The following is an 18,424-nucleotide window of genomic DNA, read 5'->3' as shown; positions in this document are numbered from 1 at the left end:
ACACACACCCTCTCATAGAGAGATTTTAAGACATTACACATCGAATTCAGCTTCAACCAACTTGGCTAACTCTCTGGCAGATAACGTTCTATTTGCATCGAGCAAAATGACAAATTCATCGTTTTTCTTGGCTATACCCTGGATAAACTCAGCACGAATTTTGGCTCCAAAGGCGGGAGCATCTTCAATATCGCCATCCTCAATCTCCGCCACTTCGCTCACGGCATCTGCCAGTAACCCAAGAGTTAAATCATGTCCTTCGTGGTTATGCTCCACAATGATAATGCACGTCCGCTTTTTGATTTCGATGGCAGACCGGCCAAGACGAATGGCAAGATCAATCACAGGAACCACCTCTCCACGTAGATTAATCACGCCATTAAGAAACTCGGGCATAAGTGGAACCTTAGTCACGCCTTCATACTCAATCACCTCACGAGTTTGTGACAACTCCATACCGAATAGCTCATCAGCCAATTTAAAGGTCAGGTATTGTTTTATATGAGATGATTGAAGAGGATCCTGACTATCATCTTTTCTTGCTACGGAAACCATTTACGCGGTCCTCACATCTGCACCAGTAAATTTATTTTCTTTTTGCACCACAAACGAAATCAGCTGTGGAATATCCAGGATAAACGCAATATCTCCACTACCGAGCAGCGAATAACCTCCAATGCCCCTAAGTGATTGAAAAATGGGGCTCAAAGGTTTTATCACGGTTTGGGTTTCACCAATCAATTCATCGACTACAATGCCCGCCCGGTCTACGCCAAACTGAACAACAACAAAATCGGAGTGATCGGTATTCTTACCTTGCACAGCAAACACTTCTGCCAACTCAATATATGGCACCAGCTCTCCACGAAGCTTAAAGCTGTTTCCACCTTTGGATTTTGATACGGAGTTGATATTAATACACTCCACCAAAGTCGATTGAGGAACGATAAAGTTGGTTCCTCTTACTTTGACGTGAAAACCATCAATAATGGCTAACGTAAGGGGCAAACGAATGGTTAATACGGTTCCTTGTCCTTCTTCACTCTCAACTTCCACTCCTCCCTGCAGTTCTTCAATATTCCGTCTAACCACATCCATACCGACGCCTCGGCCGGATAAATTTGTTACCGATTGAGCGGTGGAGAAACCCGCATGAAAAATACAATTGTGTATTTCTTTACGAGAATAACTTTGTTTTTTATCGAGAATACCTTTCTCTACAGCCTTCTCATAAATCTTATCTGTATTCAGCCCTCGTCCATCGTCTCTCACTTCAATGACGATATTGCCTGAGTCATGATAGGCAGAAAGCTTTAACATGCCATGCGCATCTTTGCCGTTTTCTTCTCGCACATCAGGTGATTCAATACCATGATCAATGGCATTTCTCACGATATGCGTCAAAGGGTCAGTCAGCTTTTCAACCATTGAACGATCCAATTCAGTTTCCTGCCCGTCGAGCTCCAAGGTTATTTTTTTATTCAGATCGGCTGCGGTATCCCTCACAACTCGCTTGAAACGCTGAAAGGTTTCACCAATTGGAACCATACGCAGTTCCAAAGCGGCATCGCGCACTTTTTCTGTGAGATAACGAAGACTTTCGACGGATTCATCCAAAAGCTGGTCTTTCATTCTTTCGGATATGGTATCGACTCGTTGACGATTGATAACCAACTCACCAATTAAATTAATCAGGTTATCCAAACGCTCTGCATCAACCCGCACGAATTTAGTCGTGTTCTTTTTACTCTCAAGCTGTTTGCTTTCTTGTTTGTGGGGGGAATTGTTTTCTTTTTTGGCTTTTTTACTGGTGTTAACCTTATCAGATTCCAGTAAACCATGTTCCATCAGCAGCCGCTTAAGCTCGTCAGAGGATTCCAATTTATCCAATAGTGCAAGGTATTGTTTTCGATCCGAACCGGGTTCAAGTACTACAATGTCCGATTCATCGGCAACAAACATAAATGCATCTTCAATATCGCTTTTGGTACAGGATGCGGATAAGCCAAATTCAAAACCAATATACAGTATTTCTGGATCGAAGCTATTACAGTCAAGGAGATCATCAACAACCAGGGCATATTGGATCTCACCCAATGACTCTAAATAGCGAATCATGGCAACAGGATCCATGCCGTTTTTTAATGCATCCTGATTAATTCTCACCGATATATGCCAACAACCAGAACAGGCTGTCGAGTTTTCATCTGACCCTGCGCTTTCACTGGAATCACTATCGAGATAGACCCGCAGCTTGCCAACCAACTCTTCACCACGCAAACTCTGCGCGTCACTTAAAGAGGTTTGATCGGAAACATTAGCGACCAATTCTGCAATATGATCTTTACAATGCAGTAGAACACTGACCAAATCATCATCGAGTTCTATTTCGTTATCTCTGGCTTTATCCAGAACATTCTCGACAATATGAGTAAAACCAACAATATCATTTAATCCGAATAGCCCTGCTGAGCCTTTAATAGTATGTGCTGCACGAAACACTTCATTAAGCACTTCACTATCTTGAGAGCCATCACTGATCTTCATGAATGCATGTTCCAAAACATCAAGAAGTTCTTCGGCTTCAGCTAAAAATGCGTTTAAAGCGGCATCCATTGACATGAATATACCTCTAGCTCAACAACATGGATTCTTGCCTAAGTAATCTCAGCGGATAACTTACGGCATCATTCGCCTGCTCTATTACGAAACGCGCATCCTTCGATTCTCCCTGTAGTTTTTTCTTCATATAAAGAAGAAGCTGTATACCCGCAGTATCAATTTCTGTTACCTGGGCAACGTTAACCTTGATATTGCTTTTAAATACATCCTTTTCCTGCTCGATGCGTTGCAATATATTGGCAACACACTGTATGGTCATTTCGCCCGAAAACTCAATGTAGGTTTCTGATCCGTCTTTCTTTACTAGAACATTCATCGGTTAAGCTGGCACCAACATAGATACAGCTTTCAATAGTTGAGGAGGTTGAAAAGGTTTAACAACCCACGCTTTCGCTCCGGCCTGCTGACCTTCGCGTTTTTTCTCTTCCGCACCTTCGGTCGTCAACATAATGATGGGGGTAAACTTATAGTCTGGTAGCTTTTTCACCTCTTTAACCAGGGTGATACCATCCATATTAGGCATATTTACATCGGAAATAATGAGATGCACCTTTCCCTGCCCCAACTTGCTTAGTGCATCTTTACCATCAACGGCTTCCACTACGGTATAGCCCGCCCCTTTTAGGGCAATATTTACAACCTGCCTAACGCTTGAAGAGTCATCAACAATCATTATCGTTTTTGACATAATCTACCTTTACTCTCTCTAAAAAAATGTTATTTCTGATTCACCTGGCGACTGATCACGTACTTGACCATCTTGATGCACCGCTACCTGCTCAAGAGTGGTAAATGATTCCTCAATTTCCGCCAACCATTTATCAATATCGATCGGGTCTACATCAATTCCTTTTTCAAGATGATCTTTTTGCTGCTGAAGAACAACACAAAGTTTTTTCATATCACTGGAGACATGCTCCAATATTTGTCGGACACGATCCTGAAACTGCAAAGACACCAAAACCTGCTCCACTTCATTTCTCACTGTGTCGCTTTCGGTCATTAACACTCCAGTAGTTTCAAACAGCTTTTCACTGAAGCTTTTAAAAGTCAGCAGTACCGACTCAATCATCTGTTCAGATTGCTCAGTGGTATTTTTTCCTTTTTCGGCAAATTCATCTGCAGACTGTAGGGCTCCCCTTAGCAGATCATTCACTTGTTCTATTCGTTTGGTAATCCTTGCACCAGTCTCACCTGAACGGGTAGAGAGCGTCCGCACTTCGTCAGCCACGACCGCAAATCCACGACCGTGTTCTCCCGCTCTTGCTGCCTCAATGGCAGCATTTAAAGCCAACAAGTTGGTTTGCGATGCAATACCCGCAACTTCATCCCCCATTTCCCTTAACTCATCGGTAATGGAAGAAAGCTCAGATATTTCATTGACTAATTTTTGCTGTTCCAAGATAGACAGAGACAGAAAGTCAATTAATTGTCGTAACTCTTGTTCCGAGTTACGTAAAACTTCTGCTAAGCCACCATTCTCACTATCATCACCACTGGTAACTTTGGCTGCGTTCATTGCCACTTGAAGCTCATCGTAAATAACCGAAAATTTATTAGTAAGTTCTGATACAGCTTCTGTGGATTGATAATTGGCAAGATCCACCTGTTTTTCCCAAGCAGGAACTAACTTACTCATAAAATCGCGACAATAATCTTCACAGCTGTAGGCATGCATATCTTCGGTTAATTGCTCAAGCTCTTCGACTTTTGATGACTGAGATTCAAGTTCCTGCATCGTTCCCTTATATAAGTAGGCCTGCAAAACCAAAGCAGCAAGTACAGTTACCGCAAGAAGGTATTGAAAGATGCCGAAGGAGCTTTGAAATATGCTTAGAAATAAAATAAAAGATATCGCGATAGCAATAGAGGAGAAAAAGAGTATATGTCTAAGTTTGTACATTCACGACCACATTTTATAAACATATTTTTTAATAGGCTTTAGAAGAATAGTACATCTGTCATATTTTTCCATTTGTTGAAAAAACTGAAAAATGTATATAACTAACTGAATGCAAACCAGGTTTTTGCATAACCAAGCTCGCAGAACTCGGGAGAATAGATAATCAGGTGTTAAAAATCTTGATCACAAGAAGGTACTACAACATCAACTTTGGACATTTTTCGGTGAGTGCAATCTCAGATCGACATTACCCGTAGCAAGATCAAAAACCAGTGTTCGACATTCGTCACCACCGACGGATTGATCGACAACATTTAGTTTGTTTTCTTCAACCCAATCAAATACCAAGTGAATATTTTTACCAGCCACATCCCGTGTTTGGGAAGAACTGAAAAATAAACTTCCGCCACCATACACACCGACTTCATAATCTTGCATCGAAGCGTCTCGTGTCATTTTTTCTTTCATTATGTTGACAGCATGGATACCGTAGTAGAGATCTGGCTTTTTATTATCGTCTTCCAGGGTATAGGGTAATAAAAAGTGGCACATACCACCTTTGTGTGCTTTCGGATTCCAGACCGTAATTGCCATGCACGAACCTAACGTGGTATTTATTTTTATTGGGAGGTCTGAAAATTTAATATCACCAGCGGTTAAGTAATAAACGTCTTTCCCAATATACATTCGAGTATCCACCTTAGATCACAACTGGCCGCAATGACAAAAACCTAATCCATTCATAGCGCCAACAAAGAAAGGGTGGGGGTTGGCACTATTTCAGAATAGTACAGCCAAACCCCCTTTCCACTATAAGATATAGTTTATTTAGAATAATTATCTATATAGTTCTGTTTTTTGATATGAGGGTTTCCTGTATAACGGCTGACGCGCAACAAGCACCAAATGCGTGCACATTGCTTCGCCTATTCTTACCACATAAAGGAAAAGCTGCCGATGCGAGCAATTGAATTGGATAGAGGAACAATTATTTTGTTACTGGAAGGTGACAACACCAGAAGTAAGCACTTCACCTTTAAGAAGTACTTGAATTTGATAACGACCAGCCTGTGGAATGGAAGTTGAAGGCAACGGCAGTGAATGAGTCCCGACCTTGTCGGTTAAAAGAATTGCCTGACGATACACTTCAGCTTTTGAGGTTGCGTCAAGAATGGTTAACACCAGAGATTGATCATCAATTGGTAAGTTTTTGTAATCAAAACTAAGTGAGATGTTTTGACTGAGCGTGAATACCTGACCTTGGTTAATATCGCTTAAGTCTGAAGTCGAAGAATCACCGATCTGGAATCCGACTATTTTAGGCTTCATTCTCTCCCTCTCGGCAATAACCTCTTTCACCGCCAAAGAAAGAGAGTGAATACGATCATTCGCAGGCAAGGCACGCTGAGGTTCATCCAGTTCCGCAAGAGCTTGCTCAAATTTCTCGGCGCTCACCATATTCCAGACTTTGGTTGATAGCGCATCAACCACTTCCTCAATACCCTGTAGAGCTTGCGCGTTATTGCTTTCTTTCTCCAATACTCTCTGAAAAGAATCCAACGCATTGGCGCCCGGAGGTGTAAACAGCTGTTCATCATTCAGTTGTTGTCGCGCTCTTACCAATAAAGCTTGAATTGCCTGACGACGATTTAACTCGCTATTGATCCTGCCTCGTAACTGCTTACTCTTTTCATTTTCTCCAGCAGCGGCATCCGCACTGTCAAGATAACTTTTTGCTTTTGCCAAATCCCCCGCCGAATAACTGTTCCTTGCAATACTTAACAAGGTCGAACCACACTCGGCCAGTTTGGTTTTTGCTGTTGTATTATCCGGGTCCAGTTTGAGCACAGCTTTAAATTTGGTCACAGCATTATTATTCTCTGGACGAGTCAGCTGTTTTTTCTGCAGTAGCTGATCCCCTTCATTTAATAAGGTGGTAATTTTCTCCAGTCGATTTAATTCTTTTTCCAGCGAGACCAGTTCTTGATCAGCATAGTTGCGAAACAAATATTTTAATTGCGTTATCTTCTTTTCACTTACTGCGAACTTCTCCTGAGATATCAATACTGTTACATCATTTACTTCTGTTTGCAGCAATGCTTTCATGGCCGCGAGTGTTTCAATATCGTCGGGAACATTGGCAAGCACATCGCGGTAAGCGGCAACCAGATCAGCCAGATAAGCGCCATCTGTTTGATAAAGGGCTTCCAGCGTCGTTGCCTGCTCACGCAGTTTGGTAATCGCCAAACTCTCTTCCAGCACTTCAGGCTCTTCAGAAACAGGCTGTTTGACATCAACAACAGTATCATCAACTGGCTCTTCAGGTTGAGCAACCAACTCAACCGTTTCAACTATGCCAGCTTCATCCGCAGATTCTTCTGGCAAAGGCTTTTCTTTAACGAGAGGAGTTATGATCGAGGACTGTTTTTCTATTACCTCAGCGGTAGCGGGTTCTTCTTTTTCAAATGTTTTTTTTTGAGCCGATGTCACAGTGGATATCGGCTCTTGAGCAGTACTCGTTACGGGAGCAACACTATCTGGAATAACTTTTTTACTCTCGCCCAGAACAGTATTTGTATCCTCAGTTTCCCCTCCCATAACATTAGAAAAGGTCTGTACCACCATCTGCCGGGAATTCTGCAACCAGGAATCAATCGACAGAGAATGCTGTTGATAGAAAACGCCCCCCAACACAGAAGCTAGGATGGCACCACCAAACACCCAAGGCCAGGGGGATGATTTTTCATGCTCGAAATCATCCTCCAGAGTTTCGTATACCATAGTAAAGCGCTCTACTTCATCAGAAACCGGCGCCATCTTGGGGCGACTGGGCCTTGAGCGAGCAGCAGTAGAAACCTTGGCGGACATTGCCGCTTTATTAATGGGTGTGACAATTGTGGGTAGATCTGCGTTTGACGAGGTGTTGTTTTCCGAAGACGAGTTTTTTTGCGCCCACTGAACAAGTCGGTCCAAATCTTCAATATCAATTAGATCCAGATCCTCTAAAAATTCCTCTGCATTTTGATAACGCTCTTCGGGCTTTTTCGCCATGAGCGTATCAATAATTGGCTGCATTTTTTCAAAACCAATCGGCAATAGCGGAACCGGCTCAGTAATATGCTTAATACCAATCGCAACAGCGGATTCTGCATCATAAGGCACATAGCCAGACAGCAACTGGAAAAACACTACCCCGAGGCTGTAGAGGTCTGAACGATGATCGACGGGCTTGCCTTTTGCCTGCTCTGGGCTCATGTAGTGAGGAGTACCGATGGCCACCCCCGTTTGCGTCATGCTTTTATCCGTTTCAGCGGCTCGTGCAATACCGAAGTCGGTGAGCACAGCTCTATTGTCCGCCGTATAAAACATTATATTTTCGGGTTTGATGTCCCGGTGGACATAACCTTTGGAACTGGCATATTGCAGTGCTTTGGCAATATCCCGAACAGCAGAAAATTTTTGTGCAAGCGAAAGGTTGTCGCGCAGATGTCTCAGATCCTTACCGTCAATGTATTCCATCGACAGGTAGTAAGAATCTTCGTATACACCAACATCGTGAACCGTGACAATATTAGGGTGAACCAATTGACTAACGATTTTGGCTTCGCGCATAAAACGCTCACCAAATGCGGAATCTTCGCCTAGCGCTTTAGACATGATCTTAAGCGCCACCTGACGACCAAAGATTTCCTGCTCCGCAAGATATACCGTAGCCATACCGCCTTTGCCTATAGCCCGGATTATCTTATAGCCTGGAATTGTGTCGGTCATGTACAGGGTCCGCTTAACGCATACGTTGAAACGATAAACGCTTAAATATCAAAGCTTAAAAAGAATAGCTTATTCAGCTTACAGTTTAGTAGACCCAAGGGCACGCTTTTCTACAGAAAATCAAAATTGTGACTAATTATGGTGAGTTCTTGATCGTTTTTTTGAATTTTTCCGACCACTTTTTAACCACATGTAAATACCCGTAATCGCTAATATAAGAAATGCGACAGACATCACGTCCATTATCCAGGGCGCGTAGCGACCAAAAAATCGGCCAGCGTGAATATCCAGTACCAATCTTTCCCAGGTAATTCCCGAACTAAATTCCTGTTGAAATATCGATTCGGGTATTTTATCTATTTTTTTTGCCGGTAAATTCCAATTAATCTCATTCGCATCTACTTGGGTTTCCTGCCACATCAAATCATCAAGTGACGCCGAATAAAAACGTTTTTGGGAGTTAACAACAATTAGCTGATCTATAACGCCAATACCTTGTATTGGGATGGAAAGACCATCATAGCGGCTGATTTTTTCCACCAACTGCATATCACTGGAATAAATTTGAATTTCCGATTCGCAAACTATATAAAACAGCGCCAAAGCTTGATCCGTTAATGCCCCAACTAATTTACCATCACAACTGCCGAACAAGTTTTGATCAAGAAAAAGATCCTCAGCAACATTGACGATACTCTTTCCCGATAAGTTGACGGAGTAAGCCGCTGGAATCTCGATATGATAAAGATCCAAAATAACAGGGTTGCGAATGTGTTTGCGATCAAGCCCTGCGTCCACACTATGGTTTAAAACCAAGCCGGTAACGGAAAGAAATACAACAAAGGCGGCGCTTATAATACCTAAGCGTCTATGCCAAACCCACCAGACTCTTTTATTAATGCGCTTTTTCATTCGCCGACTGAATTACCTGAATGTGTAAAAAAAGCGCAAGTTTAGCGATTTTTTTTGATGCCCGCACAGATAAGGTTGCGCCTGTGATGCCATCAATTTTCTGGGACAGCTTCCACGGACTCTTATCTTGAACCAATTGAGCGTGTTCAAACTGCCTGGCAAAGAAATCGTATTGAATTTCTCCTCCCCGACTTTCCCTGTATTGAAGTACCTCAAGGAACTCAATATGTCCATCATTGACCACCACACCAAATGTTATCGGTTGCTCTTTCCCAATTTCCTCCAACACCCAGGCAGTTTTATTTTGATGAACCCAGTAACGTACTCGCAACTGGGAAAAGGAATAATCCAGTTGCTCTCTTACCTGCTCTTTGAGCGCTTTGGTAATCCATATGGATTTTCTAATTGGCATCTGCTCAGCAAACGCTTTTTGTCTAAACTCTAGCAAAGGGTCTTCATCCGCTATTGAGAAATGCGAACTCAAACAACAGAACCCAAAAATAGTGTACAAAATAAAGCGAATAATCATTTCCACTCTGTCAGAAACAACGAAACCTCCGCGAATAATCACGGAGGTTTAAAACAGTTTATTTATGGGCAACTTAGAAAGACCAACCCACACCTAAATTAAATGAGTCATAGTTGTCACTGTCTGGATTATCTTCATGGGCAGCTTGATAATCCGCTTTAAAAACTACGCGCTCGGTAAGCCAATAATTTACGCCCACATCGTAAAAAACTGAGCGTTGATCGCTTACATCAGGATTTTCTCCCGCCTCGTTATTGTAGTTGCTATAACGAACAAAGAAGCCTAGATCATCCAGAGGTTTTATTGACGGCTCGACAAACCAGCCGTTTTGAACATCCCGCTCATTCGTTTCCCAAGCGTCGTTATCAATATTCCATTCCGCCCACAAAGCACGTACAGAAAATATGCTCTTCTCATAACTTGCATTTAGTACGGTTAATACGGCGGAAGCGGAGTCGCCTTCGTTATTTTGAAGCACGTCTTCCTGATACTGCACTGCTGCAGCCAAATTCAAACCAGGAACACCGGTATAGGAAACACGCCCTGTATAGGCAAAATCATTCGCAGTCGCCTTGGCGGATTTCTGACGACCACTTCGAACTTTATCGCCGCCGTCCATTTTCAGACCGGAATGCATGGCAAACTCATACTTCACACCAGGCGCGATATCGCCTTTGAACATCACACCAGTTTCCCACCATGTAGTTGGAATAATGTTCTTTTCTATCAGGTTTCGCTCGACACCATAAAACGTATCGGGCTCATGAATTTCATTTAAGAAACCAACAGGAATCAAATACTGACCGACAACGAATGAATGCTTGTCCGCGTAATCCCATTCAATAAATGCTTGTTCGAGTTCAACTTCACCAGGCTGGCCATCACCGGATAATCCGTGCTCTAGCTCCCACTCAGAAAAGAAACGAACCTTGTCTGAATATTCGTGACCAACGTAGAGCACATAACGGTGAGCATCGACACTGTCATTCTTGCCCCCATTAAAGTTGTTGTAGTGATGTTCACCATAGCCACCGATAGTGGTTTTTTCTGCCCAGGATCCCGCCTTTGAGCCGCTTAGAGAAGAGCCCGTAGCTACTTGTTCAACCGCATCAGCTGTAGCTTCGACCTTCTCTTCTGTAATTTTTAGGGTTGCGTCAGTTTTAGACTGCTCTTTTTTAAGCTGTTCAATTTCCTTTTGTTGCTTTTGAATGATGTCCCAAAGCTCTTCTACAGTAGGCGCAGCGGCAGCCTGTCCGGCCAAAGCCAGCAGAGAGGACATAATTGCGACTTTGCTTATTGATTTCATGTAGTTCCTCGAAAAAAGGTGATGTTAGTAGACCGAAATTTTGCGGGGAATATACATCAAATGATAATAGTTATCAAGTGCATTATATTTAGCATTAAGCATCAAGTAATTGGAGCCCCCCCCCCTGTACTGATACTTATCCGCTGTTTTTTTGCATTTCGTCCCCGGAGTAAATAGAATGGCGCCAGTTTCCTAAGGGGTGGCTCGCGCCTGAGACTAATCGCATTCCTGCGGTTTAAACCCTTTGAACCTGATCCGGTTAATGCCGGCGTAGGGATAGGGCTTCTCTCAAATTGAGGTCAGCTTAATCACCCAATTTGAGTGTTCTCGTCTATCAACTCACCGCTTGCTTTTCCGGGTCTCCTTTTATTAATTGGGGGCTCAAACGTTGAAAAAACACAAACTTGGTGCATTGGCCAAATGCACACTAATTTCTTCCCTGGCACTGACTTCCGCCTACAGCGGCGCGGAAGCCATCGAAGAAGTCACGGTTAAAGGCGAGTTTCGCCAGTACGCACCTATCGATATCGCCAATAGTGTATCGGTCTTCACCGACAAAGCATTGGAAATGCGTGAAGCAGAGCATTTGGAAGATCTGTTTAACCTGGCACCAAACGTAAACTATTCTGCTGGTGCTTCACGCGGACGCTACATCCAGGTGCGCGGCATCGGCGAGCGCAGCGAGTACTCTCACCCAGTAAACCCATCTGTTGGTGTTGTTGTCGATGGTATTGACTTCACAGGTATCAGCACCGGTGTAACCGGCCTGGATACCGCACAAGTGGAAGTATTTCGCGGACCGCAAGGTACTTTATATGGCGCTAACGCGTTAGCAGGCCTGATATATGTGTCGGGTAAAACCGTAGAATATGAGCTTGGTGGAAAAATTAAGGCAGGCATCGGAAATTACAACACCAAAACATTATCCGGGGTGATTAATGCTCCGCTAAATGAGGGTGCTGGTGTTCGGTTTGCCATTAAAAACCATTCTTCCGATGGTTACATGCGTAACGCTTACTTAAATACAGACGATACCAATAATATCGATGAAACCACTGCGAGACTTGCTGCATCGCTTAAAGTCACAGATAAATTAGCTTTGGATCTCGTCACTTACCTTATTGATGTCGATAATGGTTACGACGCGTTTAGCTTGGACAATACCCGCACCACCCTTTCTGACCAACCTGGACATGACACTCAAGACACGCTTGCAGCAGCATTAAAAGCGAATTACCAGTTGTCCGATTCCGCTCGATGGGAAACGACTGTAAGCGTCGCCGATTCAGAAACAGAATATGGTTACGATGAAGACTGGGCCTATAGAGAAATCTGCCCGGAGACGTCCGCTTGTGCTTACTACCAGTATTCCACAACCGACAATTACGAAAGAGAAAATGAAAATCTTTCTCTGGATTCTCGCGTAGCCTCGCAGAATGCAGCCTCCGAATTTGGCTGGGTTGCCGGAGTATACTACCGTGACCAATCCGTAGACTTAACTCGAACCTATACCAATAACGACCCGAACTACGATTCTTTTTACGGCCCCATTACTGACCAAGAGTTAACTGTATATACCAGCGATTACAGCACTGAAAATATTGCAGTATATGGCCAACTGGATTTTCCATTATCACCCAAGTTAAAACTGATTTCTGGCTTACGTTATGAAAAATGGTCTTCGGACTTTATTGACAGCGACCAAGCTAAATTCTCCCCGTCAGAAAATCTTTGGGGTGGACGATTATCACTGGAATACAATACCGATAACACACTGATTTACGGCCTTGTATCACGTGGATATAAGCCAGGAGGATTTAATCCAGAGAGTGGTATTCCTGTCGAAGATCGCGTCTACGAAACAGAAACCATGTGGAACTATGAACTCGGGTCGAAAACCTTTTTCCTGGATGGCAATCTGGAACTTCACACTGCGATCTATTATCAAGACCGCGACGATGTTCAGGCCAAGCAATCGAAAGAAATACGCGTGGATGGACGCCCCGAATTTGTTGAATTTTATGGCAACGCAACATCCAGCAAAGGACGTGGAATTGAGCTTGAGCTAAACTGGCGAGCAAACAAATCTCTATTGTTCTACGGCTCTATTGGCTATCAAGAAACAGAGTATGGAGATTACGTTAACCCTGACCATATCCTAAACAAAGATGAAGGCAATTTAACTGTCTATAACATGAAAGGCCGTGATCTGGCACATGCGCCAAATTATCAATACGTTGCTGGTCATCAAATTGATATTTCAGACAACCTCTATTACCGGCTGGAAATTGAAGGCAAAGCAGAATTTGTGCTTTCCGACAGCCATAATGAAGAATCTCAAAAATATAACCTGCTCAACCTGAGAATTGGCTATGAAATCGATCAACTAACGATTTCATTGTGGGGGAAAAACCTGACCAATGAGGACACTATTGTTCGAGGTTTCTATTTCGGTAATGACCCAAGGGATGAATATACAGCCAAACCCTATTATCAATACGGTGCACCACGGACATTCGGTGTTTCCGCAAGTTATGATTTTTAAATTGACGTCCTAAAGGAGAGCTCTGCTCTCCTTTTTTTCTGGAGAAAAACATGCAACTCAGCGCAGAAATAACACTCTACCCGTTACAAGAAGATTATTTAACAGCAATAAAAGCCACCATTGAAAAAATCAATACCTTTAGTGGTCTTAAAATTCAAACATTTCCCACCGCGACAATTATAATGGGTGAATACCAACAAGTTATGTCAGCAATACAGGAAACTGTTCGCTGGAGCTATGAAAATTACGGCAAGTGCGTTTTTATTGTGAAGTACTTACCAGACTACGAAGCATTGTCCTCATGACAGCATCTGATATTTTTCAACAAGTCTATACCGCCTTTATCCAACAATCTGGCCCAGAAATCGTTGCCGTGATGCTTTCAATCGCTTATTTGGTTTTAGTGATGAAAGAAAATATGTGGTGTTGGCCTGCTGCATTTCTCAGCACGGCTATTTTTACGTGGCTATTTTTTAGTGTAAACCTACTCATGGAATCAGTATTAAATGTGTACTACATGGTAATGGCAGTATACGGTTGGTGGGCATGGAAAAATGCGGACGATGACCCAGATAAAATAACCAGTCACAAACCAATACTAAAATGGCACAAAAAGAAACACACTCTGGTAATTTTATCCGTTATAGTTGCGAGCGCGATCAACGGCTACTTTTTATCAAAGCATACCAATGCCGCATGGCCTTACCTGGATTCTTTCACCACATGGGGGGCAGTTATCACCACTTATATGGTGGCCAGAAAAGTGTTTGAAAACTGGTACTACTGGTTGGTAATTGACGGAGTTGCGTTGTTTCTCTATATCGAACGTGGTTTATATTATATTGCTTTGCTAGATATGATATACCTTGTCTTGGTCGTAATAGGCATAGTCCAGTGGAAAAAGAAACTGGCTAACCAAAGTACACAGGCTGACCAGCAGGATATTGAGAACATAAATGCCGCAACTGAAACTTCATGATTTTAAACGGCTTGATACGCTAATAAAAAACTGGCTAACTTGGCAAAATACCTTTTCTCATTCCCTTGAATTAGTTAGGCCAATTTATGGTGGCCTAACTAACCATAACTTTCTATTAAAATGTGGTGATAACAAATTTGTAGCTCGATTAAATAATCCACATTCGCCCAATTTAGGCATTGACCGTCAAACTGAAATTTCTATTCTCAATTGTTTAAAACATACAGGCTTAACCAGCGAAATCATATATTGGCACCAACCCACAGATATTACTCTATTCAAATATATTGAAGGCCGCAGCTGGAATCAGTCCGATTTAAGAAAACACTCGAATACGCTTGCAGACGCTGTAAATATCTATCAACAAGTATCTTGCGATGTCCCGCATATTCAGTACGACGAATATTTAAAAAAATATTGGCGAATACTCGAACAAAAACAGCCATCTATCACACAAAAATTAAAAACCGAGTGGAATAATTTCAGCAAGCGGGTAAAAGTGTTTTCCAAACAGAACTGGGAACGCAAACTCACTCATCATGACCTGACAGCGAGTAACATTATTGAAACAGATGAAGGGATTAAAATTATTGACTGGGAATATGCATCGCTGGGCCACCCGGCTATTGACGCGATCTATGCTGGACTAGCGGATCATTACGTCGCCTATCCAAAAGACGAAATTCACTTTCTCAGGGAAATGATAAATTGGATGGATCAACTATGGCGCTACATCAATAAATAGGCCTGCCACCCCAATCGATAAGAGGTGGCATAAGCAATTTTTTATTCTTCTTCAGGATCAGCAGCAGAATCAACCAAAGTTTTTAACTCGCCACTTTCATGCATCTCGGTAATGATGTCGCATCCACCAACTAACTCACCTTTCACCCACAACTGAGGAAAAGTTGGCCAATTAGCATACTTGGGTAAATTAGCACGAATATCAGGGTTAGATAGCACATCAACGTAAGCAAACCGCTTACCACAGGCCATCAGCGCCTGAGAGGCTTTCATAGAAAAGCCACACTGAGGGGCGTTAGGCGAGCCCTTCATATATAAAAGAATATCGTTGTCTTCGATTTGCTGCTTAATGGTATCCATGATGTCCATGGGAAAAAATACCTCGTAAATGGTTCTTAAAGGCTCAGTTTTTGGCCAAACCTTAGTGGATTAGTCAAGTATTGGATTCTACAGGAGAGGCTGGGGAAATTCAGCAACTGCGGCGCTGCTTTTTAATCCAGGCAATATGCCGCTGAACTTTCTCGTTCCCCAACAGGGCCGTAAGGGTTGAATAATCTCTCGCCAAAGTCATTTCGTCAAATAACCTGTGCAGACAGGAGTGGCACGGGCGACATAGTTCAATACCGCGATTCAATTCAGATCCGCTGTAATGCTTCTTAAAATGCGTTCTCCGGTGCACTTTTCGCGGAATCAAGTGGTGAAAAGTCAAAGGCACCCGGCGTCCGCAGAGCGCACACCTGTTCTTCTCAACGTTTTTCTGCATAGATGGCCAAAATCTGATTTGAAAACCTTGAAATCTCACGGTTTTTGTTTTTAGAATGCTCGTTTACCCAGGCAGCAATCCGCTGCCTGTTTCTTTTTGGGGAACTTAAGAATGTCGGTATCATCGCTAATGAACACCTACGGTTCAAGAACTACTACTTTGGTTAAAGGACAAGGCGCTTATGTCTGGGATCAAAGCGGTAAGCGCTATATCGACGCAATTTCAGGCATTGCTGTGTGTGGCTTGGGACATTGCCACCCTGCAGTCACCCAAGCCATAACCGACCAGGCGAATACGCTGGTGCACTGTTCAAACCTGTATCTGATCGAACCACAAATCATTTTAGGGGAACAACTCACCAAAATCTCTGGTTTGGAAAAGGTATTTTTTTCCAATTCGGGTGCAGAAGCCAACGAGGCGGCGATCAAGATCGCACGCAAATTTGGTCAAAGCAAAGGCATTGAAAAGCCGGAAATAATTTCCACGACCAAGAGCTTCCACGGTCGTACCATGGCCACCCTGTCTGCCACAGGAAACCCCAAGGTCAAAGAAGGTTTCTTCCCATTAGTCGAGGGCTTTGCCCACGCGGAATACAACAGTATTGAGTCCATCAAGTCGGTTGCGACAAGTAACACCGTTGCCCTGATGGTCGAACCAGTTCAGGGCGAAGGCGGCGTGAACGTGCCCGACCCATCCTATCTTTCAGAGCTGAGAAAACTCTGTGACGAACAAGACTGGTTATTGATATTGGATGAAATTCAAACGGGTAACGGAAGATCTGGCAAATACTTTGCCTTCCAACACACAGATATGAAACCAGACGTGTTGACCACAGCAAAAGGTTTAGCCAACGGCGTTCCTATCGGAGCCTGTTTAACCGGCCCCAAAGCCGCACATATTCTGCAGCCAGGCAACCACGGTTCCACATTTGGTGGCAACCCCTTAGCTTGCGCAGCAGCCAACGCCGTTGTGCGCACAATCAACACCCCCGAATTTTTAACTCGAGTTAACACAATAGCCAACCTCATGGTGACGCAATTCAATAAACAGCTCGAGCATTCAGAAAAGGTTGTACAAGTTCGTAACCTCGGTTTACTCATTGGAATTGAGCTAAATATCGACTGTAGCAACCTGGTTGAACAAGGAAAAGAACTGGGAGTACTTATCAATGTGGCAGGCGGTAATACCATTCGTTTACTTCCACCACTCAATATTACTGATGATGAAGCTCAAACCATTGTGGATGCAGTGGTTACGCTAATCCAGAACAGTTAACCAGGTATTAAAAGGCTATTACGCCATGGCAAAAAGACACTTTTTAACTTTACTTGACCTCTCTTCCGACGAGCTTAATCACATCATCCAGGATGCGATTAGGCTTAAAAAATCGCTTAGAAGTGGGGAGATATACGAGCCTTTTCAAAATCAGGTCCTGGGGATGATTTTTGAAAAGTCTTCAACCCGCACCCGCGTCTCTTTTGAAGCCGGTATGGCACAACTTGGTGGAAGCGCTATTTTCCTATCACCAAGAGACACGCAACTTGGCCGAGGCGAGCCCGTCGAAGACTCTGCCAGAGTGCTTTCAAGAATGGTCGACATGATCATGATCCGCACATTCGATCACGCAACGATTGAATTATTTGCAGCCAACTCAAAAGTGCCTGTCATTAACGCCTTAACGGATGACTACCACCCCTGTCAGCTATTAGCAGATATACAAACCTACACCGAGCATAGAGGCTCGCCTCAGGGCAAAGTAGTAGCATGGGTGGGAGACGGCAATAATATGTGCCACTCCTATATCAATGCCGCTCGACTGTGCGATTTTGAGCTTCGTATCGCATGCCCCGAAGGTTTCGAACCCAACGCAGGCCTGGTTGAAGCCAATAAAGACCGGGTCACCGTTGTCAGAACACCGGAAGAAGCGGTTAAAGGAGCAGACTGGGTCGCAACCGATGTCTGGGCCAGCATGGGACAGGAAAGTGAGCAAAAGGAACGGGAAAAGCAGTTCGCCAACTTCCAGGTTAACCACGAATTAATGAGCCATGCTCAATCCGATGCGGTATTCATGCATTGCCTACCAGCCCATAGGGGAGAAGAAGTCAGTGCCGAACTACTGGAGGACGAAAAAATCTCCATCGTTTGGGATGAAGCAGAAAACCGGCTCCACGCACAAAAGGCATTAATGCTTTTTCTTGCCAATCAAAAATAACACCAGCAAATACATCCTCGCAGTATCAACGCACTCCGACAGCGCAATTACGCCGTCGGAGCTATACCCACATAAAATCTAATACTAAAGTAGCTATAAAAACATCATCGCAAAAGAAAAAAATATTATAGATTTATG

The 18,424-nt window shown here is 43.4% G+C and carries 17 protein-coding genes and 1 riboswitch; of the genes, 6 read left to right on the top strand and 11 right to left on the bottom strand.

The window, feature by feature from the left end; all coding sequences use genetic code 11:
• Window positions 1–33: 33 nt before the first annotated feature.
• The 10 genes from P5V12_RS03255 to P5V12_RS03210 form a co-directional block, all read right to left on the bottom strand.
• Window positions 34–555, bottom strand: coding sequence for a chemotaxis protein CheW (locus P5V12_RS03255; protein ID WP_316955804.1), 522 nt, complete (start codon window positions 553–555; stop codon window positions 34–36).
• Complete coding sequence (locus tag P5V12_RS03250) at window positions 556–2,622, bottom strand: chemotaxis protein CheA (RefSeq protein WP_316955803.1); 2,067 nt, start codon at window positions 2,620–2,622, stop codon at window positions 556–558.
• Between the two features lie 10 nt (window positions 2,623–2,632).
• On the bottom strand, window positions 2,633–2,938 hold the full coding sequence (locus tag P5V12_RS03245; RefSeq protein WP_316955802.1) for an STAS domain-containing protein: 306 nt from the start codon (window positions 2,936–2,938) through the stop codon (window positions 2,633–2,635).
• Between the two features lie 3 nt (window positions 2,939–2,941).
• A complete protein-coding gene (locus P5V12_RS03240; protein ID WP_316955801.1) occupies window positions 2,942–3,310 on the bottom strand; it encodes a response regulator in 369 nt (122 codons plus the stop codon).
• Between the two features lie 18 nt (window positions 3,311–3,328).
• A complete protein-coding gene (locus P5V12_RS03235) occupies window positions 3,329–4,141 on the bottom strand; it encodes a methyl-accepting chemotaxis protein (RefSeq protein WP_410483333.1) in 813 nt (270 codons plus the stop codon).
• Window positions 4,142–4,729: 588 nt separating this feature from the next.
• Window positions 4,730–5,212 carry a chemotaxis protein CheD gene (locus P5V12_RS03230; RefSeq protein WP_316955799.1) on the bottom strand — a complete coding sequence of 161 codons (483 nt, stop codon included), beginning with the start codon at window positions 5,210–5,212 and terminating at the stop codon, window positions 4,730–4,732.
• A gap of 309 nt (window positions 5,213–5,521) precedes the next feature.
• Window positions 5,522–8,296, bottom strand: coding sequence for a serine/threonine protein kinase (locus P5V12_RS03225; RefSeq protein WP_316955798.1), 2,775 nt, complete (start codon window positions 8,294–8,296; stop codon window positions 5,522–5,524).
• A gap of 132 nt (window positions 8,297–8,428) precedes the next feature.
• Window positions 8,429–9,208 carry a PepSY-associated TM helix domain-containing protein gene (locus P5V12_RS03220; RefSeq protein WP_316955797.1) on the bottom strand — a complete coding sequence of 260 codons (780 nt, stop codon included), beginning with the start codon at window positions 9,206–9,208 and terminating at the stop codon, window positions 8,429–8,431.
• Window positions 9,192–9,692 carry an FMN-binding protein gene (locus P5V12_RS03215; RefSeq protein ID WP_316955796.1) on the bottom strand — a complete coding sequence of 167 codons (501 nt, stop codon included), beginning with the start codon at window positions 9,690–9,692 and terminating at the stop codon, window positions 9,192–9,194. Before P5V12_RS03215 ends, P5V12_RS03220 begins: the two co-directional genes overlap by 17 nt.
• Before the next feature lie 118 nt (window positions 9,693–9,810).
• A complete protein-coding gene (locus P5V12_RS03210) occupies window positions 9,811–11,043 on the bottom strand; it encodes a porin (RefSeq protein ID WP_316955795.1) in 1,233 nt (410 codons plus the stop codon).
• A gap of 185 nt (window positions 11,044–11,228) precedes the next feature.
• Window positions 11,229–11,337, top strand: a riboswitch (TPP riboswitch).
• A 94-nt stretch (window positions 11,338–11,431) separates the two neighbouring features.
• Between P5V12_RS03210 and P5V12_RS03205 the strand changes: the two genes are divergently transcribed.
• From P5V12_RS03205 to P5V12_RS03190, 4 genes are read left to right on the top strand one after another with little or no spacing between them, the layout of a single operon-like run.
• Window positions 11,432–13,588, top strand: coding sequence for a TonB-dependent receptor (locus P5V12_RS03205; RefSeq protein ID WP_316955794.1), 2,157 nt, complete (start codon window positions 11,432–11,434; stop codon window positions 13,586–13,588).
• A 50-nt stretch (window positions 13,589–13,638) separates the two neighbouring features.
• A complete protein-coding gene (locus P5V12_RS03200; protein WP_316955793.1) occupies window positions 13,639–13,893 on the top strand; it encodes a YkoF family thiamine/hydroxymethylpyrimidine-binding protein in 255 nt (84 codons plus the stop codon).
• Window positions 13,890–14,567 carry a nicotinamide riboside transporter PnuC gene (gene pnuC, locus P5V12_RS03195; RefSeq protein WP_316955792.1) on the top strand — a complete coding sequence of 226 codons (678 nt, stop codon included), beginning with the start codon at window positions 13,890–13,892 and terminating at the stop codon, window positions 14,565–14,567. Before P5V12_RS03200 ends, pnuC begins: the two co-directional genes overlap by 4 nt.
• Window positions 14,545–15,312, top strand: coding sequence for a phosphotransferase (locus P5V12_RS03190; RefSeq protein WP_316955791.1), 768 nt, complete (start codon window positions 14,545–14,547; stop codon window positions 15,310–15,312). Before pnuC ends, P5V12_RS03190 begins: the two co-directional genes overlap by 23 nt.
• Before the next feature lie 41 nt (window positions 15,313–15,353).
• On the opposite strand, the gene grxD is transcribed toward P5V12_RS03190, so the two are convergent.
• Window positions 15,354–15,680, bottom strand: a complete 327-nt coding sequence (grxD, locus tag P5V12_RS03185) for a Grx4 family monothiol glutaredoxin (RefSeq protein WP_316955790.1) — start codon at window positions 15,678–15,680, stop codon at window positions 15,354–15,356.
• Between the two features lie 505 nt (window positions 15,681–16,185).
• On the opposite strand from grxD, the gene P5V12_RS03180 reads away from it, so the two are divergent.
• Window positions 16,186–17,349: an aspartate aminotransferase family protein gene (locus P5V12_RS03180; RefSeq protein WP_316955789.1), complete on the top strand. Its 1,164-nt coding sequence runs from the start codon at window positions 16,186–16,188 to the stop codon at window positions 17,347–17,349.
• Window positions 17,350–17,374: 25 nt separating this feature from the next.
• Entirely contained in the window at window positions 17,375–18,286 is a 912-nt protein-coding gene (gene argF / locus P5V12_RS03175) for an ornithine carbamoyltransferase (RefSeq protein WP_316955788.1), read from the top strand.
• Window positions 18,287–18,424: the final 138 nt, after the last annotated feature.

The organism is Teredinibacter sp. KSP-S5-2 (assembly GCF_032773895.1).
Taxonomy (GTDB): Bacteria; Pseudomonadota; Gammaproteobacteria; order Pseudomonadales; family Cellvibrionaceae.
Note: the sequence above shows the minus strand (reverse complement) of the source record. Positions and strands in the feature narration are given on the sequence as shown.

What these genes read in the sequence shown, in the direction of transcription:
- P5V12_RS03235 (WP_410483333.1), bottom strand. Translation starts at nt 4,141, where the DNA reads ATGAACGCAGCCAAAGTTACCAGTGGTGATGATAGTGAGAATGGTGGC.
- pnuC (WP_316955792.1), top strand. Translation starts at nt 13,890, where the DNA reads ATGACAGCATCTGATATTTTTCAACAAGTCTATACCGCCTTTATCCAA.
- P5V12_RS03220 (WP_316955797.1), bottom strand. Translation starts at nt 9,208, where the DNA reads ATGAAAAAGCGCATTAATAAAAGAGTCTGGTGGGTTTGGCATAGACGC.
- P5V12_RS03200 (WP_316955793.1), top strand. Translation starts at nt 13,639, where the DNA reads ATGCAACTCAGCGCAGAAATAACACTCTACCCGTTACAAGAAGATTAT.
- P5V12_RS03180 (WP_316955789.1), top strand. Translation starts at nt 16,186, where the DNA reads ATGTCGGTATCATCGCTAATGAACACCTACGGTTCAAGAACTACTACT.
- P5V12_RS03250 (WP_316955803.1), bottom strand. Translation starts at nt 2,622, where the DNA reads ATGTCAATGGATGCCGCTTTAAACGCATTTTTAGCTGAAGCCGAAGAA.
- grxD (WP_316955790.1), bottom strand. Translation starts at nt 15,680, where the DNA reads ATGGACATCATGGATACCATTAAGCAGCAAATCGAAGACAACGATATT.
- P5V12_RS03190 (WP_316955791.1), top strand. Translation starts at nt 14,545, where the DNA reads ATGCCGCAACTGAAACTTCATGATTTTAAACGGCTTGATACGCTAATA.
- P5V12_RS03240 (WP_316955801.1), bottom strand. Translation starts at nt 3,310, where the DNA reads ATGTCAAAAACGATAATGATTGTTGATGACTCTTCAAGCGTTAGGCAG.
- P5V12_RS03225 (WP_316955798.1), bottom strand. Translation starts at nt 8,296, where the DNA reads ATGACCGACACAATTCCAGGCTATAAGATAATCCGGGCTATAGGCAAA.
- P5V12_RS03210 (WP_316955795.1), bottom strand. Translation starts at nt 11,043, where the DNA reads ATGAAATCAATAAGCAAAGTCGCAATTATGTCCTCTCTGCTGGCTTTG.
- P5V12_RS03230 (WP_316955799.1), bottom strand. Translation starts at nt 5,212, where the DNA reads ATGTATATTGGGAAAGACGTTTATTACTTAACCGCTGGTGATATTAAA.
- P5V12_RS03255 (WP_316955804.1), bottom strand. Translation starts at nt 555, where the DNA reads ATGGTTTCCGTAGCAAGAAAAGATGATAGTCAGGATCCTCTTCAATCA.
- argF (WP_316955788.1), top strand. Translation starts at nt 17,375, where the DNA reads ATGGCAAAAAGACACTTTTTAACTTTACTTGACCTCTCTTCCGACGAG.
- P5V12_RS03245 (WP_316955802.1), bottom strand. Translation starts at nt 2,938, where the DNA reads ATGAATGTTCTAGTAAAGAAAGACGGATCAGAAACCTACATTGAGTTT.